The sequence below is a fragment of the Brevibacterium album DSM 18261 genome (assembly GCF_000426445.1).
GTDB classification, from domain to species: Bacteria; Actinomycetota; Actinomycetes; order Actinomycetales; family Brevibacteriaceae; genus Brevibacterium; species Brevibacterium album.
The window spans coordinates 421,861-447,128 of the sequence record NZ_AUFJ01000010.1 but is presented as its reverse complement, the minus strand read 5'-3'; the positions used below and the strand labels follow the sequence as shown (position 1 = coordinate 447,128).

Sequence of the window (25,268 nt, the reverse complement as noted above, 5' to 3'; positions counted from 1 at the left end):
AGAACCCTCAGAGCTTCCTCCGGACGTGACCGCACGTGACTGCCGAGCCGCTGCTCGGGACTCCGGCGGCTCAGCGGAGGAGGAGCAGGGGGCCCGCGGAACATGGGTGTTCGGAGCCGTTCCGGCTCACCCGCTCCAGCCGAATGACCACTGCGCGCGAGTCGCAGACCTCAAGGGTCCGCTGTGCGTGCGCGTTCGTACTGCCGTAGCCGGGTCCGCTCCAGCGGGTCCGCATAGCCGTCAGGAGTCCGCCCTGTTCTACAACGCCATCTCTACGGTGTCGCTGCTCGCAGCTGGAGGGGGAGACGGCTTCCACGCTCCCGGCCTGGAGGAGTTCTACCCGCCGAGCTTCCTGTTCGTCGGCACTCCCTTCGAGATCAACCGGATGATGCTGCTGCGCATCGCGGCGACCATCGTCCTGATCCTCATCTTCTGGCTGGGACTGCGGAAGGCCCGCATCGTCCCCACCCGCTTCCAGTCGCTCATCGAGATGGCGCTGGACTTCGTCCGCCGTGACATCGCGTACGGGATGCTCGGCAAGAAGGACGGCGACCGCTTCTTCCCCCTGCTCGCTGCGCTCTTCTTCGGCATCCTGTTCCTCAACATCACGAAGGTCATCCCCTTCCTGAACATCTCCTCGAACGCCAACATCGGCATGCCGCTGGTCATGGCGCTCGTGGTGTACGTGGTCATGATCGGGGCCGGCATCAAGGCGCAGGGCGGCGGGGCCTACATCAAGAGCCAGCTGTTCCCGGCGGGCGTGCCCAAGCCGATGTACCTCCTCGTCACGCCCATCGAGTTCGTCTCGACCTTCATCGCCCGCCCCGTGAGCCTCACCCTCCGTCTCATGTTCAACATGCTGGTGGGCCACCTGCTCCTCGTGCTCTGCTTCGCCGCGACGCAGTTCTTCTTCGTGGACATGGGCGGCCTCATGGGCGGATTCGGCATCCTCACCCTCCTGGGCGGACTGTTCTTCATGCTGTTCGAGGCGATGGTCTCCATCCTGCAGGCCTACGTCTTCGCGCTGCTCACAGCGGCCTACATCCAGCTGAGCGTCAGCCAGGACCACTGAGTCTCTGGTCTGAAGGCACCGGCTGCCACAGATCTGTCATCCGCAAGACAGGGGGACGGCCACCAGGCCGCCCCGCAACCGAAAGGGAACCCTAAGTGGACACCACCATCCTCGCCGAGGTCTCCGGCTCCATCTCCACCGTCGGCTACGGCCTCTCCGCCATCGGCCCCGGCATCGGCATCGGCATCCTGGTCGGCAAGACCGTCGAAGGCATGGCGCGTCAGCCCGAGGTCGCAGGCCAGCTGCGCACCACCATGTTCCTCGGCATCGCCTTCGTCGAGCTCCTGGCCTTCCTCGGAGTCGCAGCCCACTTCATCTTCCAGGCCTGATAGGGAGCGAGTTCGCACATGACCTCGATGACGCCACTCGCGGCTGGGGAACAGCACATCCTCATTCCCGCGGTCTATGACATCGTCTGGTCGGCGGTCTGCTTCCTCATCATCCTCATCGCCTTCTGGAAGCTTCTCCTTCCCAAGTTCAGGAAGGTCCTCGACGATCGCGCCGAGGCCATCCAGGGCGGCATCGAGAAGGCGGAGAAGATCCAGGCCGAGGCTGACACGGCGCTGGCCGAGTACCAGAAGCAGCTCGCCGACGGCCGTGCCGAGGCCGCCCGTCTCCGTGCCGAGGCACAGGAGGAGGGCGCGCAGATCATCGCCGAGATGAAGCAGCAGGCCACCGAAGAGTCCGAGCGCATCATCGCAGCCGCGAAGGTGCAGATCGAAGCCGAGCGCCAGGCCGCGATGGTCTCGCTCCGCTCCGATGTGGGCGGTCTCGCGACCGACCTCGCCTCGCGCATCGTGGGTGAGTCGCTCACCGACGACACCCGCTCCGCGAGCGTGGTCGACCGCTTCATCGCCGATCTTGAGGCGAGTGCGCCGGCGTCCGCCGGTGCCGCTTCGAAGGAGGTCTGATGCTCCAGTCGAGCAGAATGTCCCTGCAGCAGGTGCGGGAGCAGGTCGACGCGCAGGTCTCGGCATCGGCCGAGACCGCGGGCCGACTGGGCTCCGATCTGCTCAGCATCGTCTCCGTCCTCGCAGGCGACGTGTCGCTGCGCAAGGCGCTGGCCGATGCTGCCAATGACGCCGGTGCGAAGAGGGCACTGGTCGAGGGTCTGTTCGCAGGCAGGGTCGACGACAGGGCGATCGCCGTGACCGCGGCCGCCGCCGGGCAGCGGTGGGCGCGGCCGCAGGACTTCGTCTCGGCCGTGGAGATCGCCGGTGTGACGGCAGTCGCCGCCGCCGCTCAGGCCGCGAGCCGCCTGGGCCGGGTCGAGGAGGAGCTCTTCCGCTTCGCCCGGACCATCGAGGCCGAGCACGAGCTCGCCCTCGCGCTCGGCTCCCCCGCCCCGGCGGAGGACAAGCGGACCCTGGTCGCAGATCTGCTCGGCGCCAAGGCTGCGGAGGAGACGGTCGTGCTCGCGACCCAGGCCGCGGGCCAGCCCCGCGGGCTGCGCGTGTCCGAGGCGCTCGACCGGTACGGAGAGGTGCTCGCCGCGAGGCAGAACCGCTCGGTCGCCGAGGTCGTCGTCGCCAGGCCGCTCACCTCCGCGCAGCAGGACCGCCTCGCGTCCGCGCTGTCGAGGACCTACGGCCGCGAGCTGCAGCTGAACCTGGTCGTCGATCCCGAGGTCGTGGGCGGCGTCCGCGTCCAGGTGGGCGACGAGGTCGTCAGCGGCACGATCGCCGACCGCCTCTCCGACGTCCGCCGCCGGCTGGCGGGCTGAGGCCCAAGACTCATCCGACGCTGCGCTGTGCTGCCGCAGCCTCCCAAGACATCTAAGGAAGCAGGGAAACCGCTATGGCGGAACTGACAATTCGCCCGGAGGAGATCCGGGACGCCCTGGGGAAGTTCGTCGAGTCGTACTCGCCCCAGTCCGGCGACAGGACCGAGGTCGGCAAGGTCGTCACCGCGGGTGACGGCATCGCCCAGGTGTCCGGGCTGCCCGGCACGATGGCCAATGAGCTCCTGCGCTTCGAGGACGGCACGCTCGGCCTCGCGCAGAACCTCGACGAGCGCGAGATCGGCGTCGTCGTCCTCGGCGACTTCGCGAGCATCGCGGAGGAGCAGAGCGTCTACCGCACCGGTGAGGTCCTCTCCGTGCCGGTGGGCGACGGCTTCCTCGGCCGCGTCGTGGACCCGCTCGGCAACCCGGTCGACGGCCTCGGCGAGATCGCCGCGGAGGGCCGCCGCGAGCTCGAGCTGCAGGCAGCCGGCGTCATGGACCGCAAGGAGGTCAAGGAGCCGCTGCAGACGGGCATGAAGGCGATCGACTCCATGATCCCGATCGGCCGCGGACAGCGTCAGCTCATCATCGGCGACCGCAAGACCGGCAAGACCGCGATCGCCGTCGACACGATCCTCAACCAGAAGGCCAACTGGGAGTCCGGCGACCCGACCAAGCAGGTGCGCTGCATCTATGTGGCCTGCGGTCAGAAGGGCTCGACCATCGCCGGCGTCCGCAGGACGCTGGAAGAGGCCGGCGCGATGGAGTACACCACCATCGTGTCCTCCCCGGCCTCGGACCCCGCGGGCTACAAGTACCTGGCCCCCTACGCCGGCTCGGCGATCGGCCAGCACTGGATGTACCAGGGCAAGCACGTCCTCATCGTGTTCGACGATCTCTCGAAGCAGGCCGAGGCCTACCGCGCGATCTCGCTCCTCCTGCGCCGTCCGCCGGGCCGCGAGGCCTACCCGGGCGATGTGTTCTACCTGCACTCGCGCCTCCTGGAGCGCTGCGCCAAGCTTTCGGACAAGATGGGCGGCGGCTCGATGACCGGTCTGCCGATCATCGAGACGAAGGCCAATGACGTGGGCGCATTCATTCCCACCAACGTCATCTCGATCACCGACGGACAGATCTTCCTGCAGTCGGATCTCTTCAACTCGGGTCAGCGCCCGGCGGTCGACGTCGGCGTGTCGGTGTCCCGCGTGGGCGGCTCCGCGCAGACGAAGCCCCTGCGCGGCGTCTCCGGCACACTGAAGATCTCGCTCGCGCAGTACCGCTCGCTCGAGGCCTTCGCGATGTTCGCCTCCGATCTGGACGCGGCCACGCGCCAGCAGCTGGACCGGGGCGCGCGTCTCATGGAGCTGCTCAAGCAGCCCCAGTACTCGCCGATGCCGGCGGAGAAGCAGACCGTCTCCATCTGGATGGGATCCGAGGGCCACCTCGACTCGATCCCGGTCGAGGACGTCCTGCGCTTCGAGTCCGAGTTCCACGACTACCTGGAGCGCAGGACCGAGCTGCTGCCGACCATCGCCGGGCTCAAGGACAAGCTGGGCAAGGACATCCTGGCCGAGCTCGAGGCTGCGGTGAAGGACTTCACGGCGGGCTTCCAGACGTCCGCGGCTGCTGCGGGCTCCGAGGCCGTCAGCGCCGCTGACGAGTCCGAGGTCCAGCAGGAGCAGATCGTCAAGCAGAAGCGGTGAGCGACACCGTGACGAGCCAGACGGAAAGGACTCACTGATGGGCGCTCAGCAGAGGGTCTACAAGGCGAAGATCAACTCGACGTCGTCCCTGCGCAAGATCTTCAAGGCGATGGAGCTCATCGCGGCCTCGCGCATCCAGAAGGCGGTTGCGCGTGCTCAGGCCGCAAGTCCGTACGCCCGGGAGATCACCCGTGCGGTGTCGGTGCTCGCCACGCAGTCGAACGTGGATCACACGCTCACGACCGAGCCGGAGACGATCGACCGCGCAGCGGTGGTCGTCATCGGCCCCGACCGCGGCTTCGCGGGCGCGTACTCCGCGAACGTGATCCGCGAGGCCGAGGAGCTCATCGCCCTGCTCAGGGAGGCGGGCAAGGAGGTCTCGCTCTACACCGTGGGCCGCAAGGCGGAGACCTACTACACCTTCCGGGATCGCGAGATCGCGCGGTCGTGGACGGGCTTCTCCGAGGCGCCCACGGGCGAGCACGCCCGTGAGATCGGCGAGGCGCTGCTGCAGGCGTTCGACACGGACGCCGCGGACGGCGGCGTGGACGAGATCTACCTCGTCTCCACCGTCTACCGCAATGCCGTGGACCGGAAGCCCGAGTACCGCAGGCTCATCCCCCTCGAGGTCGTCGAGGAGGAGGCCGGCGGGCAGGGCCAGGCCGCTGCCCAGACCGAGGTGTTCCCGCTGTACGAGTTCGAGCCGAGCCCGGAGCAGGTGCTCGACGCGCTCCTGCCGCGGTACATCGACTCGCGGATCCTCTCCGCGCTGCTGAGCGCCTCGGCCGCCGAGCAGGCCGCCCGCCAGCAGGCGATGAAGACCGCGACGGACAACGCAGACGACCTCATCCGGACCTACACCCGGCTCGCGAACTCGGCCCGCCAGGCCGAGATCACCCAGGAGATCTCCGAGATCGTGGGCGGTGCCGACGCGCTGGCCGCGTCCGGTGCCGACGACTGATCACCCCGCCGGGCCAACGAGAGCAGAAGAGAAAGCAGATATGACAGCCACAGTTACGGAAGCCCCCCAGGTGCAGGGGACCGTGGGCCGCATCACGAGGGTCATCGGGCCCGTCGTGGACATCGAGTTCCCGCTCGATTCCGTGCCCTCCATCTACAACGCTCTGAAGACCGAGGTGACGCTCTCCGAGGGCGTCAGGAACATCACGCTCGAGGTCGAGCTGCAGCTGGGCAACGGGATCATCCGTGCCATCTCCCTGCAGCCGACCGACGGCATGGTCCGCGGCCAGGAGGTCGTCGACACCGGTGCGCCGATCAGCGTGCCGGTCGGTGACGTCACCAAGGGCAAGGTGTTCAACACCGTGGGCGACGTGCTCAACGACTCGATGCTCTCGGAGCCCTACGAGATCACCGAGCGCTGGCCCATCCACCGCCAGGCCCCGACCTTCGACCAGCTGGAGTCCAAGACCCAGATGTTCGAGACCGGTATCAAGGTCATCGACCTGCTGACCCCCTACGTGCAGGGCGGGAAGATCGGCCTGTTCGGCGGTGCCGGTGTGGGCAAGACGGTGCTCATCCAGGAGATGATCACCCGTGTGGCCCAGGACCACGGCGGCGTGTCCGTGTTCGCCGGTGTGGGCGAGCGGACGCGTGAGGGCAACGACCTCATCTTCGAGATGGACGAGTCCGGCGTGCTGGACAAGACCGCCCTCGTGTTCGGCCAGATGGACGAGCCGCCGGGCACGCGTCTGCGCGTGGCGCTCACCGGTCTGACCATGGCGGAGTACTTCCGCGATGTCCAGAACCAGGACGTGCTGCTCTTCATCGACAACATCTTCCGCTTCACGCAGGCCGGCTCCGAGGTCTCGACGCTGCTGGGCCGCATGCCCTCGGCGGTGGGCTACCAGCCCACGCTCGCGGACGAGATGGGTGTGCTCCAGGAGCGCATCACCTCGACCCGCGGCAACTCGATCACCTCGCTTCAGGCGATCTACGTGCCCGCGGACGACTACACCGACCCGGCTCCGGCGACGACGTTCGCACACCTCGACGCGACGACCGAGCTCAACCGCGACATCGCCTCGCGCGGCCTCTACCCGGCGGTGGATCCGCTCACCTCGTCCTCGCGGATCCTCGACCCGCAGGTCGTGGGGGAGGACCACTACGAGGTGGCCAACCGCGTGAAGGCGATCCTGCAGAAGAACAAGGAGCTCCAGGACATCATCGCGATCCTGGGCGTGGACGAGCTCTCCGAGGAGGACAAGCTCACGGTGCACCGCGCGCGGCGCATCGAGCAGTTCCTCTCGCAGAACACGTACACCGCTCTGCAGTTCACCGGCGTCGAGGGCTCGACGGTCCCGATCAACGACACCATCGAGGGCTTCCGCGGGATCTGCGACGGGAAGTACGATCACATCCCGGAGCAGTGCTTCTTCAACGTCGGTCCGATCGAGGACGTGCTGCGCAACTACGACGAGCTCCAGAAGGAGAACTGACCCATGGCTGTCCTCGATGTCGCCGTCGTGTCCGCCGAGCAGGAGGTCTGGAGCGGTCAGGCGTCCCGCGTCGTGGCCCGCACCACCGAGGGCGAGATCGGCATCCTCCCCGGCCATGAGCCCGTCATGGGCCTCGTGGCCGGGGGCGAGGTCCGCATCCTCAGGGAGGACGGCACGCTCGTGCGCGCACAGGCGGACGGGGGCTTCCTGTCCGTCGCGAACGACCGCGTGTCCGTGGTCGCGGATGCGGCCGAGATCGTCAGCTGAGATCTCCGGAACAGGACTGAGACGACCGTGCTGGCATCCGCGCTGCTGATCACTCTGCTCTCATCGGCATGCGCGGCGGTCGTCGTCTTCGTCCTGCTCTCCGTCAGGCGCCGGTCGCTCACTCGAGCGGCCGGCGCCTTCGACTGCTCCGCCGAGAGCGGCTCCCGGCCCGGCACATGGCGGCTGGGGGTCGCGGTGTTCGGCAACTCCTCCCTCGACTGGTACCCCGTGTTCAGCCTGCGGCCGCACGCGAGCCTCGCCCTGCCGCGCAGCGATCTCGAGATCGTCTCGCGCAGGGCCCCGGGCACCGCGGAGCAGTACTCGATGCTGCCGGACGCGTACGTCATCGAGTGCCGCTACGATGTGTTCCGCGGCTCGCCCAAGACGGTCCGCCTCGCACTCGACGCCGAGGCGCTGTCCGGATTCGCCTCGTGGCTCGAGTCCGCACCCCCCGGCGCCAATCATTCGATGGGACGGTTCACATGATGGAGGTCTTCGCGATCGACGGGCCCACTGCCCTCAGCGGCGAGGTGGTGGTCCGGGGCGCGAAGAACTCCGTCCTCAAGCTCATGGCGGCGACCCTGCTGGCACCGGGTCGGTCGACGATCGCGAACGTCCCCGCGATCGCGGACGTGCGGATCATGTGCGAGCTGCTCCGGCGCCTCGGCTGCGAGATCGACTACGACGCCGAGGCCGGCGTCGTGAGCATCGACGTCCCCGAGCGCCCGGGAATCACCGCGGACTATCAGCTGGTGCGGCTCATGCGCGCCTCGATCTCCGTGCTCGGTCCCCTCGTGGGGCGGATGCACGCGGCCGAGGTGGCGGTGCCGGGCGGCGACGCGATCGGCTCGCGGGGCCTCGATATGCATCAGAAGGGCCTCGAGCAGCTGGGCGCCCGCGTGACCCTCGAGCACGGGTACTTCGTCGCAAGCGCCCCCGGCGGTCTCCGGGGAGCGGAGATCGGCCTGGCCTTCCCCTCGGTGGGCGCGACCGAGAACCTCGTGATGGCGGCCGTGCTGGCCGAGGGCGAGACCGTGGTCGAGAACGCCGCGCGGGAGCCCGAGATCGTCGACATCTGCGAGATGCTCGTCGCGATGGGCGCGCGGATCGACGGGATCGGCACGTCGCGCCTCGTGGTGCGCGGCGTCGAGGCGCTCGCGCCGGTCTCCCACCGGTGCGTCGGCGACCGGATCGTCGCAGGCACCTGGGCGTTCGCCGCGGCTGCGACCGGCGGCGATGTGACGGTGCGGGGCGTGGGCCGTGAGCTGCTGCCGAACGTCGTCGACAAGCTCGAGGAGGCCGGTGCCGTCCTCACGGAGGTGCCGGGCACGCCGAACCGCGATTCCGCGACGACCGAGGACCCCGGCTTCCGCGTGCAGGGGCCGGAGCGTCCGCGCTCCATCCACGTCGCCACGCTGCCCTTCCCGGGGTTCCCCACCGACCTGCAGCCGTTCGTCATCGCGCTCAATGCGGTCGCCGAGGGCGTGGGCCTGCTGACGGAGAACCTCTTCGAGGCGCGGTGGCGCTTCGTCAACGAGCTCTCCAGGCTCGGCGCGCGTGTGAGCATCGACGGCAATCACGCGCTCGTCACAGGCGTGGAGAGCCTCTCCGGGGCCGAGGTCGAGGCCAGTGACATCCGCGCCGGCGCGGGACTCGTCCTGGGCGGCCTGCTGGCCGAGGGGCGCACCGAGGTCTCCGGGGTGGATCACATCGACCGGGGCTACGAGGACTTCGTCGGGAAGCTCACGGGCCTCGGCGCGGTGATCAGGCGCCTCGAGAAGGACGAGCCCGACTTCCTCTGAGCGCGCGGTTCCCGGATGCACGAAAGCTCGGGGTGCACACGCAACTGCGTGCGCACCCCGAGCTTTCGCGTGCGCGTCCGGGGAGCCTCAGAAGAGGCGGGTGTCCGGATCGTCCATGCCGCGCAGCGCATCGTAGTCGAGCGTGATGCAGCGGATGCCGCGGTCCTCGGCGAGCGTGCGGGCCTGCGGCCTGATCTCCTGCGCGGCGAACACGCCGGTGACGGGGGAGAGGGCGGGATCGCGGTTCATGAGCTCGAGGTAGCGCGTGAGCTGCTCGACGCCGTCGATGCCCCCGCGGCGCTTGATCTCGACCGCGACCGAGGCGCCTGCCGCATCGCGGGCGAGGATGTCGACCGGGCCGATCGCGGTCATGTACTCGCGCCGGACCGTCGTGAACCCGTCGCCGAGGGTCTCGATGTGCTCGGCCAGGAGCTCCTGGAGGTGCGCCTCGACCCCGTCCTTGATGAGCCCGGGATCCGTGCCGAGCTCGCGGCTGATGTCCTCGTAGACCTCGGCGAGCGAGATGACGAGGGTGTCGTCGGTCTTCTTCTGGCTGATCGTCCAGATGCGGGTGAAGCCGGCCTCGGCCTGGGCCTCGTCGGGCTCGCTCTCTCGCAGCGCGCAGGGCGGGGTCATCCAGTTGAGCGGCTTGTAGGAGCCGCCGTCGGAGTGGACGAGCACGCTGCCGTCCGCCTTGATCATGAGGACCCGTGTGGCCAGGGGCAGGTGGGCCGTGAGCCTGCCTGCGTAGTCGACCTGGCATTTCGCTATCACAACTCGCACGGTCCACCAGCCTACGCGAGGAGGATGCCGGCCTGCCACGGGGGCTCCGGTGCGCACGTGAGAGAATTCCCGCATGCCCCGCTCCTCGTCATCCCGCAGGACCAACAAGTGGCAGAGGGAGTCCCGTCCGCTCTCCGCCGGCTTCGCAACGCGCCGGCGCGTGGACGACTCCTCCGACGGCCAGTGGATCGTGCAGGAGGTCTCCGGCAGCGCCAGCGGCAAGAGCTATGTGTGCCCCGGCTGCAATCAGGTGCTGCCCGCCTCGGCCCCGCACACGGTGGCGTGGCGTGAGATCGCCGGCTACGGGATCGGGATCGGCCCGGAGGCGAGGCGCCACTGGCATACGTCCTGCTTCCGCGCCCGCAGACGCTGAGGGGACGGAAGCAGGACGTGTGAGGCGGGATCAGCGCAGGCGGTTGCCCGGGGGCGTGCTGCGGAGCGACCCGCCGCTGACCGGCATCTCCTGCGTCGCCTGCTCGGGCTCCGCGGTGTCCTCGGAGGCGGTGTCGTCCTCGGCGGACGCCTCCGCGGCATCAGCGGCAGCGCCGTCACTGTCCTCAGCGGGGTCCGTGGTCCCGCCGGTCGCTGCGCTGCCGTCGTCCTCGCCCTGGCCTCCGGCCTCCGGGCCTCCGACCTCCGGGTCATCGGAGTCGGCGGCCTCTGCTGAGGTCTCCGCCCCCGTCTCGCCGTCGCCGAGTCCGGCCTCCTCCTTGAGCCGTTCGAGCTCGTCCTCGTCCGCGATCCGCTCGGTGGGCACGGCGCCGGCCGCGATGCGCTCGGGGCTGGGCGGCTGCTCCGCGTCCGGGACCGGCAGGAGGCCGGGGGTGGCGAACATCGAGCGCAGCTGGTCGAGCTGCGCGGCGATGGTCTTGCGCTGCTTCGTGAGCAGGTCCACCTGCGACTGCGCCGCCTGCACGTTGCGGCGGGCCTCGGCCTGGGACTCCTCGATCGTCGCCTCGGCCGTCTGCCGGGCCTCGCTGATGAGCGTCTGCGCCCGCTGCTTGCCGTCGGCGATGAGGGTGTCGGCCTGCTCGACAGCCTCCGCACGGGTGCGCTCGGCCTGCTCCGATGCGGCCTTCGCATCCGCTTCGGCGCGCTCGGCCCGGGCCCGGGCCTCGGCGATGAGTGCGTCGTTGGCTGCCTTCGTCTTCTCGAAGCGCTCCTTCTCCGCGGCCTCGAACTCGCGCCGCTTGGTGGCGAGCTCGAGGTCGAGGGCGTCGGCGCGCTCAGTGGTCTCTGCCTCGCGCTGCTCGGCCGCCGTCCGCAGTGCATCCGCCTCCTGCTGCGCAGAGGCGCGGAGGGCGTCGGTCTCGCGCTCGGCGGTCTCGCGGAGCTCCGCGACCTCCCGCTGGACCGTTTCGCGCAGAGCGTCGGTGTCCTGCTCGGCGGCTGCCCGCAGAGCGTCGGTCTGCTCCTTTGCGGCGGCCCTGAGGGCATCGGTCTCCTGCTTGGCCTCACTGCGGAGGCGGGCGACCTCCTCCTCGGCCTCGGCCCGTCTGCTCGCGAGCTCGCGGTCGAAGGCCTCGCGCTCGTCCTTGACCTCGGCCGCGGCGGTCTCGCGGAGGCGCTCGGCCTCCCGCCGGGCGGTCTCGACGATCTCCTCCGCCTTCTTCTCCGCGGCGGTCACGGTCTCCGAGGCGCGCAGCTCCGCGGAGGAGGTGATGGCCTCGGCCTCGGAGCGGGCGGAGCTGAGGGTGTCATCGGCCTCGGTGTGCATGCGCGCACGCTGACCGGCGGCATCGGCACGGGCCTTGTTGCGGATGGTCTCGGCATCCGCGGTGGCCTGGGCCAGGGTCTCGCGGGCCTGCGACTCCGCGATCTTGAGCAGATGGTCGATGCGCGTGCCGGGTGCGCCCTCGGTCTCGGTCGCCTCGCTCGAGGCCTTCTTCAGCTGCTGTCTGGCCTCCGAGAGCTCACCGGCGACCTGGAGCTTCGCCCGGTCTGCGGCGACGACCTGGCTGCGCGCGTCCTTGAGCGCCTTGCGGAGCGAGTCGATCTCCGTCTTCAGCTGGCCGAACCGCGTGTCGACCTCGTTCTTCTCGTACCCGCGCATCGCTGTGCGGAACTCCTCTGGCGGTGTCACCGTGTCTCCCGTCATTCGTCTGCGGACATGCATCCGGTTCAGGGTGTGCCTCCGGTGCGGCGGGAGGCCCCGCTGAACTGGTCACCGCCTCATACTCTAGTCGTCCTCGTCCGGTGCGGATATCAGTGTTCTGGCAGGAGGGCGGGGCGGAGTCCGCGCACGGCCGGGGCGGCGTGCAGGGGGGTCGGATACGCTGGTGGAGTATGAGAACCAGGACACATCTCCGGGCAGCGGCCGCGGGGTGTGGGGAGGAGGAGACATGGCAGAGGCGGTCATCGTCGGCGGTGCGCGGACACCGTTCGGGAAGATGTCGGGAGCGCTGGGCTCGCTCAGTGCCGCCGAGCTGGGCGGAGTGGCGATCAAGGGCGCGCTGGACCGGTCCGGCGCGGCGCCTGCGGACATCGAGTACGTCATCATGGGGCAGGTGCTCCAGGCGGGATGCGGGCAGGGCCCGGCACGTCAGGCCGCGGTCAGCGCCGGCATCCCCATGAGCGTTCCGGCGATCACGATCAACAAGATCTGCCTCTCCGGGATCAACGCGATCGCGCAGGCCGCGCTCCTCGTGCGGGCGGGCGAGTACGACCTCGTGGTGGCCGGCGGCCAGGAGTCCATGACCAATGCGCCCCACCTGCTGGAGAAGTCCCGCGCGGGATACAAGTACGGCACGGTCCAGGTGCGCGACCACATGGACTACGACGGGCTGTGGGACGCGTTCACGGACCAGGCGATGGGCGGGCTGACGGAATCGGCGAACAGCGACGACGGTGAGCGGCGTGCCTTCTCCCGCGAGGAGCAGGACGCCTTCGCCGCGGCTTCGCACCGGAAGGCGGCGGCCGCGCAGGAGGCCGGACGCTTCGCGGACGAGATCGCACCGGTGACGATCACCTCGCGGAAGGGGGAGACGGTGGTCTCGGCGGACGAGGGCGTGCGCCCCGATTCGACCGCGGAGTCGCTGGGCGGGCTGCGTCCGGCGTTCCGGAAGGACGGCACGATCACGGCCGGCAACGCCTCGCAGATCTCGGACGGAGCCGTGGCCGTCGTGGTGGCCTCGAAGGAGAAGGCGCTCGAGCTCGGGCTGCCGATCCTCGCGGAGATCGGTGCGCACGGCTGGACCGCGGGCCCCGACTCCTCGCTGCAGCACCAGCCCTCGGATGCGATCCGCGCGGCGGCCGCCCGGGCCGGGGTCGAGGCGGACTCCTTCGACCTGTACGAGATCAACGAGGCCTTCGCCGCGGTCGGGCTGGCCTCCACAGCGGATCTGGGCATCGACCCGGAGAAGGTCAACGTCAACGGCGGTGCCATCGCCCTGGGCCATCCGATCGGCGCCTCGGGCGCGCGGCTCGTCCTCGACCTCGCCCTGGAGCTGGGCCGCAGGGGAGGCGGCACGGGTGTGGCCGCGCTCTGCGGCGGCGGCGGTCAGGGCGATGCGCTCATCGTCTCAGTTCCGAAGGAGTGATCGCACATGCTGCTCGCATTCTCAGTCGCACCATCCGGCGGTGCAGATCCTGACGGCGACGGCGGCGTCCACGACGCCGTCGCCGCCGCGGTGCGGGTGGTCCGGGAATCCGGCCTGCCGCACCGCACCGATTCCATGTTCACGACGCTCGAGGGGGAGTGGGACGAGGTCTTCGCCGTGGTGAAGGCCGCGACCGAGGCCGTGGCCGCATACGGGCCCCGCGTCTCGCTCGTGATCAAGGCCGATATCCGGCCCGGCCGCACCGGTGAGCTCGACGGGAAGCTCGAGCGCCTGGAGAAGGCGCTCGACACGGAGGTCTGAGGGCTCCCTCTCCAGCCGGTGGAGGGTGGGAAGGGCCGGCATCTCGTGCTTCGCGCGGGCTGCCGGCCCTTCGTTCGAGCAGGCATGCAGACGTGGGTAGAATGGCCTGCGTCCGTGCGGGAGGACCGCGCGAGAGGCCCCCATAGCTCAATGGATAGAGCAACGGCCTTCTAATCCGTAGGTTGCAGGTTCGAGTCCTGCTGGGGGCGCTCAACACGCAGGTCTCGGATCTCGGTCCCTGGAGACAAGGGCTGCTGGGACTGAGGGCAGGGAGGCGCCTGAGCTGTGAGCTCCGACCCTGGTGCTGGGCAGGTCGAACCGGCCCGGTGGAGCCGCGCCGACGTGCCGGCGACGTCGCAGCGCTTCTTCGATCCGGCTCCGGCGCTCGCCGTGCACGAAGGGCGCGCTTCGGCACCGGCACTCCGGTCGCAGGCTCGCCGCCGAGAGCATGGCATATCGGGGAACCGCCGACCGGGGCACGGTGGTGCACGCGGCGCTGAGGAGCACCGGGATCACTCGTCGCGAGATCGAGGAGCAGTCGCTGACGGGCTCCTCGGGGGGGGGCAGTCTGCATGTTGCCGTCTACTGGTCCGACCGTGACGACATCGCCTTCGCGACCGTGCATCTGGAGAGCGAGGGCGACGACCTCCTGATCTGGCCGCCGGTGCAGATCCCACGCGCCTGGGTCGCAGGCCTGTTGCCGCGCTGCGAGGAGCCGGGCCCCTCTGTCAGCTACCCGAATCAGCCCTGAATCGCACGGAGCGGCAACGGGCACGACCTCCGTCCCGTTCCTCGCCTGCACTCGGTCCGGACAGACATGCGATCCGGACGGCGAAAAAAAACTGCGATCATCTCGGTTCTGCCGTTGTGCGCTGTCGCTTCGGCTGTTAATGTGTTCAATGCAACGCCATCCGATTGCTCCTTCACGTGTGAAGACCTGGTCGGTGGCTCATGGGACCGGAGAATACGGTCGCCCTTGCTGCAGTCGCCTCGAATGAGGACTGCGAAGAATGAGACGAACGCGAGAGGATCGGAGGCGGTCATGATGATTACTGCGATGATGCACGCTCTGTCGCCTGCAACCCCGATTTTCACTGCGTTCGGAGGAGCCGCCGCGCCCCTTGGAGGAACGGCACCCCGTCTCGGCAGAGTCGTGGACTCTCGACCTCGGGCGTGATTCCGCTCCTGTGGAGCCGGTGTGGCGCTGCGCCGCACGGCTGTCCTTCGCGATGGGCCTGAGCGCGAACGTCCCCGCTCTTTCACGCATGCGGTGACCGGGTGTTCAGCTTAGGCCGCTGTGTGCGGATCACACGGTGCGAGAGCTTCGCTGCGGCTGTCCGTTCGCACTCGGTGCCGAAGGTCCGGTCGACCCACTGATCCCAGTCGGTTCGCATGGCAGCCGCCGCGCGGAGATCGCCGCCGCACCCCTCCCGCACAGAATGTCCGGGAATCCCGTCTCACAGCGCCTCTCGTGCGCTGAGGAAATGAATTCCCTGCTGTTCCGAGTGCGGTTCCGACCCCATCGATCCGGGAAGGCGATATTCGCCCCTCCCTCATTCTCCCCTGCCCTTTCTGCGGTTCTCCTATGCGCCGATGCGGCTGTGCGTCTTCACGTCCGGTCTCGGAATGCGCTCGATTCCGCGCCATTCAAGAAGGAATGTCCGTGTCTGCAGTCCCCGTCTATCCGATGCCCCGCCGCATAGTCCTCTCGCTCGGGCTCGTGCTCGTCCGCTGGGCGCGCCGGAGCGCCCCCGTTCGTCCACGGCCCCCGCGGCCCACTCGCGCTCAGCTCATCCGCCGCCACCAGCTGGACCGGCAGCTCGAACGCGAGCGCGAGGCCGCACTGCGCAGGCAGCTCATGGCTCCGCTGTCCTGAGCGCCCCCGTGCCGATCCCGAGGCGCGGGCCCGCGCTCGCGGCGCACGCGCGTGGTGCAGAATGCGCGCATGACCACCTCCGCGACGCTGGTCCAGCCGGCCGTCCTCCTGGCCCTGGCCCTCCTCGCGGGAGCGGCATGGGCGCTCACCGCCCTCCTGCGCCTGGAGCAGTCCTGGCTCCAGGCATGGGCGCTCCTGCGCGCAGTGTTCCAGCTGGGACTGCTCTCGCTCGTGCTGCGCTTCGTGCTCGGCCGCAGGGACCTCGTCCTGCTGTTCCTGCTCGTCATGGTGGTCGTCGCCGCGACCGTCGTCGCCCGGCGCCTCGGCTGGAGCTGGGCCGGCGGACTGCGCGCGGCCGGTGTCATCGCCGCCGCAGCCGCCGTGCCCGGCATCGTCGTGTTCGCCTCGGGCGCCGTGCCGGCGCAGCCGCGCTACCTGCTCGCGGTGGGCGGCATCGTCATCGGGGGAGTGATGACGGTGTCCACGCTGTTCGGCCGGGCGCTGGACTCGGAGCTGCGCGCCCAGCGGCCCCAGATCGAGGCATGGCTCGCGCTCGGAGCCGGTCCCAGGTCCGCTGCGCGCGGAGCCGTGCGAGCGGCAGGGGCCGCAGCCCTCGTCCCCAGCACCGACCAGACCCGGGTGACGGGACTCGTCGCGCTGCCCGGCGCCTTCGTCGGCGCGGTCTTCGGCGGGCTCCCGGTCCTCGACGCGGCCGTCTTCCAGCTCATGGTGCTCGCAGCCCTCCTGGCCGCTGGGGTACTCGCCGTGGCCCTCTGGACGCTCCTGCTGGGAGCGCCGCGCACACTGCCCGAGGCCGGAACCGCCGGAAGCACGGGTGCCGCCGGTGACGCACGGCCGGGGAACTCCCGCAGGAGGCGCTGAGCGCCCGCGGCCGCCCCTCGCCCGGTCGTCCCTCACCCCAGGTTCTGCGCCACCATCGCCTGCAGCCCGTAGCCCAGCTCACCGTGCACATCGGCGAGCGCATTGTGGACGATCCCGCCGTGGCCGGGAGTCGCGAGGGACTGGGCGCTCATCCTCAGCCACTCTCCGTGCGGATCGCGGTCGAGGGCCACGTGCAGATCGCAGTTGATGAACCTGTGGGTCGCGGGGTCCACCGCGAGGCTGATCCCTCCCGCCGAATCCGCGAGCACGAGGGCGCGCTGCCAGGGGCTCGGCTCCTCGCCCTCCACGAGCTGGTTGTGCTGTCTGCCCCAGGCGACGGCCGGCGCGCGCGAACCGGGGCCGCCCGTGACGAACCGCCATTCGACCGAGCGCTGGTAGCCGCTGTCGTGGCCGCCGGTGAACACAGCGGTGCGCGCACCCGCGACCGCCTCGGGCACCGCCGGAGCGGTCCCCGTCCGCCAGCCGACGAGCTCCGGATAGTCCTCGGGTGCCCGCCGGATCCGCCATGCCCGTGCGGTCATGACGGTGCGCCCGTCCGCGTTCGCTGACGCCTCCAGCAGCTCCATCGAGCGCCCGCCGCGCAGCGTGCGCACCTCGATGTCGAGGGGACGCACGGGAATGGGACCGAGGATGTCCGAGCGCACATCGGTCAGGCGCACGCCCTCGCCTCCGCCGTGCTGTTCCATCGCCCTCACCAGGAGGGCGGCCGGAGGGCCCGCATGCTGGTGCTCGGGTGACCAGACCCCCGTGGTCGCCGGCAGGGAGGCGAAGCGGTGTTCGTCCTCCTGCCGGTAGAACGGCTCCGGGATCGTGGGCGAGATCCCCATCTGTGCTCCTCTTCGTCGAGTGCGGTGCAGGCGGCCTGCGGCGTGGCCGGACGGCCCGGCACGCTGAGCGAATGTTCGGCCACCCTTCTGTCAGCGTACGTCCGCGCTCGTCAGGTGGCCACCGCCGGGGCGGGCACCGTGTCCGCCTGCGGTCGTCCGGAGGCGCACACGACCGGCCCGGATTCCCAGGAGATCCCCAACTCCTCGGCGTGGTGGGTCGACGCGGACGGCATTACCGTCGATGCTGGTCACCGTGGAACCACGAGCGAAACGTCCGGCCGTCAGAGCGGAGGCGGGCCCGGCCCTGACTGAGCTGCTCCGCCGGGTCAGAGGCGCCCGGCTCCCGCTCGACACGCCCGATGCCGGGGCCGGCCGCGCCCTGCGGCGCGCGCTCGCCTCCCAGATCGAGGACTATCTGCTGCCGCGGCTCGAATCGCCGGAGGCCCCTCTCCTCGTCGTGCTGGGCGGATCGACGGGGGCGGGCAAATCGACCCTGCTCAACTCGATGCTGCGCCGTTCCGTGACGGAGGCCGGCGTGCTGCGGCCCACCACCCGCGTTCCGGTGCTCGTCCACCATCCCGAGGACGCGGAGCACTTCCAGGGCCTCGGCGCTGCGCTGGCGGAGGCCCCCGGCCAGGCGGACGCGCCCGGTTCGGAGGAGGGAGACGGCACCTCCTCGCACATCCGGATGGTCGCCGATGAGGTCATCCCGCGGGGGCTCGCGGTGCTGGACTCCCCGGACATCGATTCCGTGAGCGAGGCGAACCGCGAGGCCGCCCGGGCGCTGCTCGCCGCCGCGGACCTCTGGCTCTTCGTCACGACGGCCTCCCGCTACGCCGATGCCGTGCCCTGGGCGCTGCTGACGGAGGCCGAGGCCCGAGGCACCACCATCGCCCTCGTGCTCGACCGCGTCCCGGCCGAGGCCAACCGCGAGGTCCGCCACCATCTCACCGAGCTGCTCACCGAGGTCGGACTGGGCTCCTCGCCCCTCTTCACCGTCCCGGAGGTCGCGCTCGAGGACGGCCTCCTGCCGGAATCGGCGTCCTTCACGCTGACGTCCTGGGTGCTCAACCTCGGGCGCAGCGCGCTCGCCCGGGAGCGCGTCATCGCGCGCACGCTGGCAGGCGCGCTCGCCGCCCTGCCGCCGGAGGCCGAGCGCCTCGCCGAGTCCGCGGCGTCCCAGGAAGAGGCCCGGGCACGGCTGGCCGGCGCGGTGGACGACTCCTTCGCACAGGCCTCCGCGGAGCTCACCGCCGCGCTCACCGGCGGCCGCGTGCTCCGCGGCGAGGTGCTGGCCCGCTGGCAGGACTTCGTGGGCACGGGCCAGTTCTTCCGCGGCCTCGAGCCCACTGTCGCGCGCGTGCGCGACCGCATCACCGCCGCGGTGACCGGCCGCCGCGACACCGCGGGCCCCCTGCGCCAGGCGATGGAGAGCGCCGTCGCCGTGCTCGTCCGGGAGCAGGCGGTGGCTGCCGTGTCCGCGGCCCGCATGGGCTGGGAGGAGCAGCCCGCAGGACGCACGCTCCTCGCGGACTGCCCCGATCCCGCCGTCCCGCGGGTGCCGGCCGATTTCGACGCCCGTGTGCGCGCCGCCGTCACCGGCTGGGCCGATGAGGTCGCCGTCCTCGTGCGCGACCTCGGGGAATCGGCCCGGGCCAAGGCGCGCATCCTCTCCTTCGGCGTGGACGGGGTCGCCTGCGTGCTCATGCTCGCGGCCCTCTCACCCGCCGCGCGTCCGGGCGGCGGCACGACGGAGGTGGCGGCGAAGCTGCTGGCGACGAGCTTCGGCGAGGAGGCCTCGGCGGACCTCGTCGCCACCGTCCGCAGTCGCCTCCTCGACGGCGTCCAGCGGCTCCTGGCAGGCTGCCGGGCCGGCTTCGACCAGACCCTCGCCGCCGCCGAGGTGCCGCCCCGGCAGGCGGGCGCGCTCAGGAGCGGCGCGGCACGACTGAAGGAGGCACTCCGATGACGGCTTCGGCCCACGCACGCACCCGGGCAGAGCTCGCACGGCTGACGCAGGGCCTGCGCCTGGCGCTCGACGAGGGCGCCTCGGCCCTGAGCGAGGAGGTCGTGGCCGAGTCCTCCTCGCTGCTCGACCGGGTGGGCGAGCGCATGGGCCTGGGCGACGAGTTCACCGTCGTCGCCTTCGCCGGATCGACCGGATCGGGGAAGTCCTCGCTGTTCAACGCCGTCTCCGGCCTCGAGATCGCCGAGGTCGGCGTGCGGCGGCCCACCACCTCGAAGCCCACCGCCTGCGTGTGGGGCGCCGGCGGCGAGGAGATCCTCGACTGGCTCGAGGTGCCGAAGGAGAACCGCACCTGGCGGGAGTCGGCCCTCGACGGCGACGATGAGACCGCGCTCCACGGCCTCATCCTCGTGGACCTCCCCGATCACGATTCGACCGCGGTCGAGCACCGGCTCGAATCGGACCGCATGGTGGGCCTCGTCGATGTCGTCTTCTGGGTGGTCGATCCGCAGAAGTACGCGGACTACTCGCTGCACACCGGCTATCTCGCCTCCTTCGCCCAGCACAGCACAGCAATGGTCTTCGTCCTCAACCAGATCGACCGGCTGGACGCCGGCGACCGGGCGCACGCGCGGGAGCACTTCGCCTCGCTGCTGGCCGAGGACGGGATCGCCGATCCGCGCGTCCACGGCGCCTCCGCGCTCACGCGCGAGGGCGTGCCCCGGCTGCGCGGGATCCTCGCGGAGACGATCACGGCGAAGGAGGCCGCGGTCGAGCGCCTGCTCGCGGACGTGCGCACCGTCAACGCGAAGGTGCTCGCGGAGCTCGGCGAGCCGCCCAGCGGCATCGACGACCTCGCGCAGGCCGGCCCCCTCATCGACGCGATGATGGACGCCGCCGGCGTGGATGCGCTGGCCAGCACCGTGCGCGAGGACTATCTGCGCAGGGCCTACCGAGCCACGGGATACCCCGTGCTGGCCTGGGCCCAGCGGTCGAAGGCCGATCCGCTGGGTGCGCGGCACGGCAGCGAGCGCAGCGAGCTGCTGCGGGCGGCCGCCCCCGAGGTGACAGGCGCCCAGAGCGCGCGGGTGAGCCTCGCCGCGCACGAACTGGTCGAGAGCGCTGTGGCGGGGCTGCCCGCCGTGTGGCGGGGACGGGTGGCGAAGCAGGAGCGGGCGAGCGCGGAGGTGCTGTCCTCGACGCTCGACAGCGCGCTCACCGCGGTGCCCATCGAACGGGAGCGGCCCGGCTGGTGGTCGACCGCGCGGTTCCTGCAGATGCTCTTCTTCGTCTGCACCGTCGCCGGTCTGCTGTGGGGTGCGGCGCAGCTGCTGATGGTGCTGCTGACCGACTTCGATGTGCACATCCTCCTGTGGATCGCGCCGCTCGCGCTGCTCCTCGGGGGCGTGCTGGGCTCGTGGCTGACCTCCTCCTGGGCGGCACGCGCGCGCGTGAGGGGCGCGGACTCCGCGGCCGAGGACGTGGGCGCACGCCTGCGCGCTGCGGTCCTCTCCGCCGCTCAGGGCGAGTTCCTCGGTCCCATCACGGCCGTGCTGGCTGACCACCGGCGCATCCACGACGCCCTGCGCTGAGCCGCGACCGCCGTCTGCGGGCCTGCGTCACAGACCCCCTTCCCACGGCGTGCGACTCTGTGTGCCTCGCCCTGTGGAGGTCGCTGCGTCCGTCCACAGGCTCGCCGCCGGCATTCCTCCGTGCTCCCGCGTGGTCCAGGGTGGTCCCCGAGGCGCCGCTCCCGCGGCGTCCCGTGAGGAAGGACGGCACCATGAGGATCACCACCACGATCGTGGGCGGACTCGCCGCGAATGCGCGCACCGGCTCCCTGCCGGACGGCCGCAGCGTCGCGAACTTCCGGGTGGGCGTGGACCACCGGCGGCGCGATCCCCAGACGGGGGAGTACACGACGACGGGCACCAGCTGGTTCGATGTGAGCGCCTACGGCGTCCTGGCGACGAACGCGGCGTTCTCCCTGAAGAAGGGCGATCAGGTCATCGTCGTGGGGGAGCTGAGGCTGCGGGACTGGGACAACGGGGAGAAGACGGGCACCTCGGGCGACATCACGGCGCATGCGGTCGGTCCCAGCCTGCAGTTCGGCGTCGCGCCGCTCACGAAGAACCGCGAGCTCACCGGGCCCGGGGAGCAGCACGGCACGGCGGGCGGTGCCGAGGCGGAGGGCGGCGCCGAGGCTGCGAGCGGCCACTGGTCCGCGCCGGGCGCCTCCGCGCATGCCGCAGACGCGCAGACCGGCGCGGACACGCGGCCGGCCGACGGTGCCGTCGCGGAGCCCTCCGGGGAGAGTGCAGAACTCGTCGAGCAGCCGGTGACGGCCGGGGTCGGCGCCGGTGCGGACGGCCCGCCCTTCTGAGCGGCCGAGCCCTCTCACCGCACCGTGCGCCTCCTCGCGGGTGGCATCGGCTCCGCAGCCGGCCGGTCCGCTCTCAGCGCCGGCCGCACCTGCCTTCGTGTGCGGGATGAGAGGAGGGCAGCCGAGGTGGCGCTACAGTGGGAGCGATTCGGCTCCTTGAGGGAAGGGACGTCCATGATCCGAGCGCTCCACCGCCCCGCGGCGGTCCTGGGGGCCTCCGCGGCGGTGCTGGCACTGACCGCGGGATGCTCCCTCTTCCAGGGCTCCTCGCCCACCGAGCCCCGCGTGGTCGAGACGGAGGAGCCTGCTGAGGTCGACGAGGTGATCGCGGGGCTCGAGCCGCTGTTGGGCGATGCCGAGTCGATCCCGAGCTCCGAGGCAGTCTTCGAGGCGCTCATGGAAGCCGGCTACGGAGTGGAGCAGCTCGAGGCGACCCAGGACGAGACGCCGCTGGAGACGGGCGTGCCCTCCAAGCAGTTCGCGGTGCGGGTGGACGCCGGCTGCGTGGTGGGCGAGATCCGCGAGGGAGAGGCCACGGCGCGCCTCATGCCTCCGTCAGAGTCGACCGGCACCTGCATGTACGGCAGCGTGGAGCGGCCGGAGGGGGCGCCGGAGCCGAGCGGGGAGCCGCGGGACGAGGACGGCGGAGACAACGGGGCCGGGCACATCCCCGGTGAGAGCTTCAGCACGGAGGAGGCCGAGGACGGCACGGGCGGAGCGGGCGAGGGCTCCGGCGGCACTGGGAACGGCGGCGATCAGGGCGGAGGCTCCGGCGACACGGGCGGGGATGCCGGACTGGGCGGGAACTGACCGGCCGCTATAGGGTGGAGCCACTATGGCAGAGTTCATTTACACCATGCACAAGGCGCGCAAGGCGCACGGTGACAAGGTCATCCTCGACGATGTGTCGATGTCGTTCTACCCCGGAGCGAAGATCGGCATGGTCGGCCCCAACGGCGCCGGCAAGTCGACCATCCTCAAGATCATGGCGGGCATCGACCAGCCCTCGAACGGAGAGGCCCGGCTGAGCCCCGGCTACACCGTGGGCATCCTCCTCCAGGAGCCGCCGCTCAACGAGGACAAGACGGTCCTGGGCAACGTCCAGGAGGCCGTGGGGGAGATCAAGGGCAAGCTCGACCGCTACAACGAGATCTCCGAGGAGATGGCGAACCCGGACGCGGACTTCGATGCCCTCATGGAGGAGATGGGCAAGCTTCAGGAGGCGATCGACAACGCCGATGCCTGGGACCTCGACTCGCAGCTCGAACAGGCGATGGACGCGCTGCGCTGCCCCCCGGGAGACGCCCCCGTCACCCACCTCTCCGGCGGTGAGCGCCGCCGCGTGGCCCTGTGCAAGCTCCTGCTGGAGAAGCCGGACCTGCTGCTCCTCGACGAGCCCACCAACCACCTAGACGCGGAGAGCGTGCTGTGGCTCGAGCAGCACCTCTCGACCTACCCCGGTGCCGTCATCGCCATCACCCACGATCGCTACTTCCTCGACCACGTCGCGGAGTGGATCGCCGAGGTCGACCGCGGACACCTCTACCCCTACGAGGGCAACTACTCGACCTACCTGGAGAAGAAGCAGGAGCGCTTGCAGGTCCAGGGCAAGAAGGACCAGAAGCTGCAGAAGCGCCTCAAGGAGGAGCTCGAGTGGGTCCGCTCCAACGCCAAGGCCAAGCAGACGAAGTCCAAGGCGAGGCTGGCCCGCTACGAGGAGATGGCCGCCGAGGCCGAGAAGACCCGGAAGCTCGACTTCGAGGAGATCCAGATCCCGCCGGGACCGCGCCTGGGCGACATCGTCATCGAGGCCAAGGACATCGAGAAGGGCTTCGACGGGCGCACGCTCATCGACGGCCTCTCGTTCTCCCTGCCGCGCAACGGGATCGTCGGCGTCATCGGGCCCAACGGCGTGGGCAAGTCCACGCTGTTCAAGACCATCGTGGGCATGGAGCCGCTCGACGATGGCGACCTCAAGGTGGGCGAGACGGTGAAGATCTCCTACGTCGACCAGTCCCGTGCGGGCATCGACCCGGACAAGTCGCTGTGGGAGGTCGTGTCCGACGGCCTCGACTTCATCCAGGTGGGCGCGGTCGAGATGCCCTCGCGCGCCTACGTCTCCGCGTTCGGCTTCAAGGGACCGGACCAGCAGAAGAAGGCCGGTGTGCTCTCCGGCGGTGAGCGCAACCGCCTCAACCTCGCGCTCACCCTCAAGCAGGGCGGCAACCTCCTCCTGCTCGACGAGCCCACGAACGACCTCGACGTCGAGACCCTGGGCTCGCTCGAGAACGCCCTGCTCGAGTTCCCCGGCTGCGCCGTGGTCGTCTCCCACGACCGCTGGTTCCTCGACCGCGTCGCGACCCACATCCTCGCGTGGGAGGGCACGGAGGAGAACCCCGCGAACTGGTACTGGTTCGAGGGCAACTTCGAGTCCTACGAGAAGAACAAGGTGGAGCGCCTCGGCGAGGAGGCTGCGCGTCCGCACCGCGTCACCCACCGCCGCCTCACGCGCGACTGACGCGGGCACCTCACGCCTCGGGCCCGCACGGATCCTCAAGGATCCGTGCGGGCCCGAGGCGCTCTGCCGTGCGTGCTCAGCCGGGGATGCGCACCATGCCCTGCTGGGCGACATTGGCGACGAGCACGCCGTCGCGCGAGAAGACGCGGCCGGCGCCCAGCGCCCTGCCGCCGCCGGACCGGGGCGCGGAGAAGTCGAAGAGCAGCCAGTCGTCGACGTCGATGGGAGCGTGCCACCACATCGCGTGGTCGAGGCTCGCCATCCGCAGACCCGGTGTGTACCACGGGACGCCGTGCCGGCGCAGCGTCGGCTCGAGCAGGCTGTAGTCGCTCGCATAGGCGACGGCGGCAGCGCTGCTCACCCGGTCCCCGCGGAACGGCGAGATGGGCCGCACCCAGAACCGCGACAGCGCCACCTGCTCTCCCCGGAACTCCGCCTGGATCGCCGGCTCCACCGGCCTGATCTCGAAGGGACGCTTGAAGACCCAGCCTTCGAGGTGGGGGTGCTGGTGCCCGGAGAGCTGCTGTGCGAGGTTCGCGAGCTCCTCGGGACCGGGGATGTCCTCGGGCATCGCGTCCTGATGGGAGGCGCCCTCCTGCGAGTCCTGGAAGGAGGCCATGCCCGTGAAGATCGGCTGGCCGTCCTGGTAGGCCTGGACCCTGCGGGCCGAGAAGGAGCGGCCGTCGCGGAGGACGTCGACGCCGAAGGTCAGCTCCTTGTCCACCGCGCCCGCGCGCAGGAAGTAGCCGTGGAAGGAGTGGATGGGGCGGTCCTCGGCGACGGTGGCCGAGGTCGCCATGACGCACTGCGCCAGCACCTGCCCGCCGAACAGCCGCCCGCCCGGCTTGGGCTGGTTCCACCCGAGGAAGCTGTGCTCCTCCCCGCCGACGCCCGGCGCCGAGAGCGGTTCGAGGTCCAGCACCCGCCTCAGGGCCGCGATGTTCTCCGTGCTCTCCGCGGTCGCGTCCGCGTCGTCTGCCGCGCCGTGTGCGCGGTGAGCGTTCTCTCCGGTCTTCACTCTGTCTCGGGCTCCGTCCCTGTCGGCGCTGCTCGTTCTGTCCGGGCGCTGAGCGCGCACCCGGGGGTTCCTCCCGAATTGTAGAGCGTCCGTTCAGTCGGTGATGATCCC

General features: G+C 70.5%; 26 protein-coding genes and 1 tRNA gene. 22 read left to right on the top strand and 5 right to left on the bottom strand.

Annotated elements, in window-relative coordinates; all coding sequences use genetic code 11:
* The first annotated feature begins 277 nt into the window (after window positions 1–277).
* The 10 genes from atpB to murA all read left to right on the top strand — a co-directional run bounded on the left by atpB (window position 278) and on the right by murA (window position 9,023).
* The gene (atpB, locus tag K318_RS0106210) at window positions 278–1,072 is read left to right on the top strand and encodes a F0F1 ATP synthase subunit A (RefSeq protein WP_029088849.1); all 795 of its coding nucleotides are present in this window, start codon (window positions 278–280) and stop codon (window positions 1,070–1,072) included.
* Between the two features lie 95 nt (window positions 1,073–1,167).
* A complete protein-coding gene (gene atpE, locus K318_RS0106205; RefSeq protein ID WP_029088848.1) occupies window positions 1,168–1,401 on the top strand; it encodes an ATP synthase F0 subunit C in 234 nt (77 codons plus the stop codon).
* A gap of 18 nt (window positions 1,402–1,419) precedes the next feature.
* On the top strand, window positions 1,420–1,983 hold the full coding sequence (locus tag K318_RS0106200) for a F0F1 ATP synthase subunit B (protein ID WP_029088847.1): 564 nt from the start codon (window positions 1,420–1,422) through the stop codon (window positions 1,981–1,983).
* Window positions 1,983–2,795 carry a F0F1 ATP synthase subunit delta gene (locus tag K318_RS0106195; protein WP_029088846.1) on the top strand — a complete coding sequence of 271 codons (813 nt, stop codon included), beginning with the start codon at window positions 1,983–1,985 and terminating at the stop codon, window positions 2,793–2,795. Before K318_RS0106200 ends, K318_RS0106195 begins: the two co-directional genes overlap by 1 nt.
* 74 nt (window positions 2,796–2,869) lie before the next feature.
* Entirely contained in the window at window positions 2,870–4,498 is a 1,629-nt protein-coding gene (gene atpA / locus K318_RS0106190; RefSeq protein WP_029088845.1) for a F0F1 ATP synthase subunit alpha, read from the top strand.
* A 37-nt stretch (window positions 4,499–4,535) separates the two neighbouring features.
* Window positions 4,536–5,459 carry a F0F1 ATP synthase subunit gamma gene (locus K318_RS0106185; RefSeq protein ID WP_029088844.1) on the top strand — a complete coding sequence of 308 codons (924 nt, stop codon included), beginning with the start codon at window positions 4,536–4,538 and terminating at the stop codon, window positions 5,457–5,459.
* 40 nt (window positions 5,460–5,499) lie between these two features.
* Complete coding sequence (gene atpD / locus K318_RS0106180; RefSeq protein ID WP_029088843.1) at window positions 5,500–6,954, top strand: F0F1 ATP synthase subunit beta; 1,455 nt, start codon at window positions 5,500–5,502, stop codon at window positions 6,952–6,954.
* Window positions 6,955–6,957: 3 nt separating this feature from the next.
* Entirely contained in the window at window positions 6,958–7,221 is a 264-nt protein-coding gene (locus tag K318_RS0106175) for a F0F1 ATP synthase subunit epsilon (protein WP_029088842.1), read from the top strand.
* A 27-nt stretch (window positions 7,222–7,248) separates the two neighbouring features.
* Window positions 7,249–7,707: a DUF2550 domain-containing protein gene (locus K318_RS0106170; RefSeq protein WP_029088841.1), complete on the top strand. Its 459-nt coding sequence runs from the start codon at window positions 7,249–7,251 to the stop codon at window positions 7,705–7,707.
* A complete protein-coding gene (gene murA / locus K318_RS0106165) occupies window positions 7,704–9,023 on the top strand; it encodes a UDP-N-acetylglucosamine 1-carboxyvinyltransferase (RefSeq protein WP_035280742.1) in 1,320 nt (439 codons plus the stop codon). Before K318_RS0106170 ends, murA begins: the two co-directional genes overlap by 4 nt.
* Window positions 9,024–9,110: 87 nt before the next feature.
* On the opposite strand, the gene nucS is transcribed toward murA, so the two are convergent.
* Window positions 9,111–9,806, bottom strand: a complete 696-nt coding sequence (gene nucS, locus K318_RS0106160; protein ID WP_029088839.1) for an endonuclease NucS — start codon at window positions 9,804–9,806, stop codon at window positions 9,111–9,113.
* 73 nt (window positions 9,807–9,879) lie between these two features.
* Here nucS and K318_RS0106155 point away from each other — a divergent pair, with 73 nt between their 5' ends.
* Complete coding sequence (locus tag K318_RS0106155) at window positions 9,880–10,179, top strand: hypothetical protein (RefSeq protein ID WP_029088838.1); 300 nt, start codon at window positions 9,880–9,882, stop codon at window positions 10,177–10,179.
* 30 nt (window positions 10,180–10,209) lie between these two features.
* Here the strand turns inward: K318_RS0106155 and K318_RS19810 are convergent, their stop codons facing one another.
* The gene (locus tag K318_RS19810; protein WP_051297665.1) at window positions 10,210–11,889 is read right to left on the bottom strand and encodes a cell division protein; all 1,680 of its coding nucleotides are present in this window, start codon (window positions 11,887–11,889) and stop codon (window positions 10,210–10,212) included.
* A 259-nt stretch (window positions 11,890–12,148) separates the two neighbouring features.
* Here K318_RS19810 and K318_RS0106145 point away from each other — a divergent pair, with 259 nt between their 5' ends.
* The 6 genes from K318_RS0106145 to K318_RS19805 all read left to right on the top strand — a co-directional run bounded on the left by K318_RS0106145 (window position 12,149) and on the right by K318_RS19805 (window position 16,424).
* A complete protein-coding gene (locus K318_RS0106145; RefSeq protein WP_029088837.1) occupies window positions 12,149–13,345 on the top strand; it encodes an acetyl-CoA C-acetyltransferase in 1,197 nt (398 codons plus the stop codon).
* A 6-nt stretch (window positions 13,346–13,351) separates the two neighbouring features.
* Complete coding sequence (locus K318_RS0106140) at window positions 13,352–13,666, top strand: thiamine-binding protein (protein WP_029088836.1); 315 nt, start codon at window positions 13,352–13,354, stop codon at window positions 13,664–13,666.
* Window positions 13,667–13,802: 136 nt separating this feature from the next.
* Window positions 13,803–13,875, top strand: a tRNA-Arg gene (locus tag K318_RS0106135).
* Window positions 13,876–14,114: 239 nt separating this feature from the next.
* A complete protein-coding gene (locus tag K318_RS0106130; protein WP_029088835.1) occupies window positions 14,115–14,417 on the top strand; it encodes a hypothetical protein in 303 nt (100 codons plus the stop codon).
* Window positions 14,418–15,329: 912 nt separating this feature from the next.
* The gene (locus tag K318_RS0106125; RefSeq protein ID WP_156913821.1) at window positions 15,330–15,542 is read left to right on the top strand and encodes a hypothetical protein; all 213 of its coding nucleotides are present in this window, start codon (window positions 15,330–15,332) and stop codon (window positions 15,540–15,542) included.
* A gap of 69 nt (window positions 15,543–15,611) precedes the next feature.
* On the top strand, window positions 15,612–16,424 hold the full coding sequence (locus K318_RS19805; RefSeq protein ID WP_051297614.1) for an ABC transporter permease: 813 nt from the start codon (window positions 15,612–15,614) through the stop codon (window positions 16,422–16,424).
* Window positions 16,425–16,456: 32 nt separating this feature from the next.
* Here the strand turns inward: K318_RS19805 and K318_RS0106115 are convergent, their stop codons facing one another.
* A complete protein-coding gene (locus tag K318_RS0106115) occupies window positions 16,457–17,272 on the bottom strand; it encodes a thioesterase family protein (protein ID WP_035280741.1) in 816 nt (271 codons plus the stop codon).
* A 110-nt stretch (window positions 17,273–17,382) separates the two neighbouring features.
* Window positions 17,383–17,505 carry a hypothetical protein gene (locus tag K318_RS25730; RefSeq protein ID WP_281170681.1) on the bottom strand — a complete coding sequence of 41 codons (123 nt, stop codon included), beginning with the start codon at window positions 17,503–17,505 and terminating at the stop codon, window positions 17,383–17,385.
* 20 nt (window positions 17,506–17,525) lie between these two features.
* On the opposite strand from K318_RS25730, the gene K318_RS0106110 reads away from it, so the two are divergent.
* The 5 genes from K318_RS0106110 (at window position 17,526) to ettA (ending at window position 24,139) form a co-directional block, all read left to right on the top strand.
* Window positions 17,526–19,241, top strand: a complete 1,716-nt coding sequence (locus K318_RS0106110) for a dynamin family protein (RefSeq protein WP_245579782.1) — start codon at window positions 17,526–17,528, stop codon at window positions 19,239–19,241.
* On the top strand, window positions 19,238–20,830 hold the full coding sequence (locus K318_RS0106105) for a GTPase (RefSeq protein ID WP_029088831.1): 1,593 nt from the start codon (window positions 19,238–19,240) through the stop codon (window positions 20,828–20,830). Before K318_RS0106110 ends, K318_RS0106105 begins: the two co-directional genes overlap by 4 nt.
* A 191-nt stretch (window positions 20,831–21,021) precedes the next feature.
* Window positions 21,022–21,621, top strand: a complete 600-nt coding sequence (locus K318_RS23525; RefSeq protein WP_051297613.1) for a single-stranded DNA-binding protein — start codon at window positions 21,022–21,024, stop codon at window positions 21,619–21,621.
* Window positions 21,622–21,795: 174 nt separating this feature from the next.
* Window positions 21,796–22,431, top strand: coding sequence for a DUF6993 domain-containing protein (locus K318_RS0106095; RefSeq protein WP_029088830.1), 636 nt, complete (start codon window positions 21,796–21,798; stop codon window positions 22,429–22,431).
* 25 nt (window positions 22,432–22,456) lie between these two features.
* Window positions 22,457–24,139 carry an energy-dependent translational throttle protein EttA gene (gene ettA, locus K318_RS0106090; RefSeq protein WP_029088829.1) on the top strand — a complete coding sequence of 561 codons (1,683 nt, stop codon included), beginning with the start codon at window positions 22,457–22,459 and terminating at the stop codon, window positions 24,137–24,139.
* 76 nt (window positions 24,140–24,215) lie between these two features.
* Here ettA and K318_RS0106085 read toward each other — a convergent pair whose 3' ends face one another.
* Entirely contained in the window at window positions 24,216–25,157 is a 942-nt protein-coding gene (locus K318_RS0106085) for an acyl-CoA thioesterase (protein ID WP_245579781.1), read from the bottom strand.
* Window positions 25,158–25,268: the final 111 nt, after the last annotated feature.

Excerpts from the sequence above, each read along its gene's own strand:
- K318_RS0106200 (WP_029088847.1), top strand. The coding sequence starts at position 1,420 with ATGACCTCGATGACGCCACTCGCGGCTGGGGAACAGCACATCCTCATT.
- K318_RS0106195 (WP_029088846.1), top strand. The coding sequence starts at position 1,983 with ATGCTCCAGTCGAGCAGAATGTCCCTGCAGCAGGTGCGGGAGCAGGTC.
- atpA (WP_029088845.1), top strand. The coding sequence starts at position 2,870 with ATGGCGGAACTGACAATTCGCCCGGAGGAGATCCGGGACGCCCTGGGG.
- K318_RS0106185 (WP_029088844.1), top strand. The coding sequence starts at position 4,536 with ATGGGCGCTCAGCAGAGGGTCTACAAGGCGAAGATCAACTCGACGTCG.
- atpD (WP_029088843.1), top strand. The coding sequence starts at position 5,500 with ATGACAGCCACAGTTACGGAAGCCCCCCAGGTGCAGGGGACCGTGGGC.
- K318_RS0106175 (WP_029088842.1), top strand. The coding sequence starts at position 6,958 with ATGGCTGTCCTCGATGTCGCCGTCGTGTCCGCCGAGCAGGAGGTCTGG.
- murA (WP_035280742.1), top strand. The coding sequence starts at position 7,704 with ATGATGGAGGTCTTCGCGATCGACGGGCCCACTGCCCTCAGCGGCGAG.
- K318_RS0106155 (WP_029088838.1), top strand. The coding sequence starts at position 9,880 with ATGCCCCGCTCCTCGTCATCCCGCAGGACCAACAAGTGGCAGAGGGAG.
- K318_RS0106145 (WP_029088837.1), top strand. The coding sequence starts at position 12,149 with ATGGCAGAGGCGGTCATCGTCGGCGGTGCGCGGACACCGTTCGGGAAG.
- K318_RS0106140 (WP_029088836.1), top strand. The coding sequence starts at position 13,352 with ATGCTGCTCGCATTCTCAGTCGCACCATCCGGCGGTGCAGATCCTGAC.
- K318_RS0106130 (WP_029088835.1), top strand. The coding sequence starts at position 14,115 with ATGGCATATCGGGGAACCGCCGACCGGGGCACGGTGGTGCACGCGGCG.
- K318_RS19805 (WP_051297614.1), top strand. The coding sequence starts at position 15,612 with ATGACCACCTCCGCGACGCTGGTCCAGCCGGCCGTCCTCCTGGCCCTG.
- K318_RS0106115 (WP_035280741.1), bottom strand. The coding sequence starts at position 17,272 with ATGGGGATCTCGCCCACGATCCCGGAGCCGTTCTACCGGCAGGAGGAC.
- K318_RS25730 (WP_281170681.1), bottom strand. The coding sequence starts at position 17,505 with ATGCCGTCCGCGTCGACCCACCACGCCGAGGAGTTGGGGATCTCCTGG.
- K318_RS0106105 (WP_029088831.1), top strand. The coding sequence starts at position 19,238 with ATGACGGCTTCGGCCCACGCACGCACCCGGGCAGAGCTCGCACGGCTG.
- K318_RS23525 (WP_051297613.1), top strand. The coding sequence starts at position 21,022 with ATGAGGATCACCACCACGATCGTGGGCGGACTCGCCGCGAATGCGCGC.
- K318_RS0106095 (WP_029088830.1), top strand. The coding sequence starts at position 21,796 with ATGATCCGAGCGCTCCACCGCCCCGCGGCGGTCCTGGGGGCCTCCGCG.
- ettA (WP_029088829.1), top strand. The coding sequence starts at position 22,457 with ATGGCAGAGTTCATTTACACCATGCACAAGGCGCGCAAGGCGCACGGT.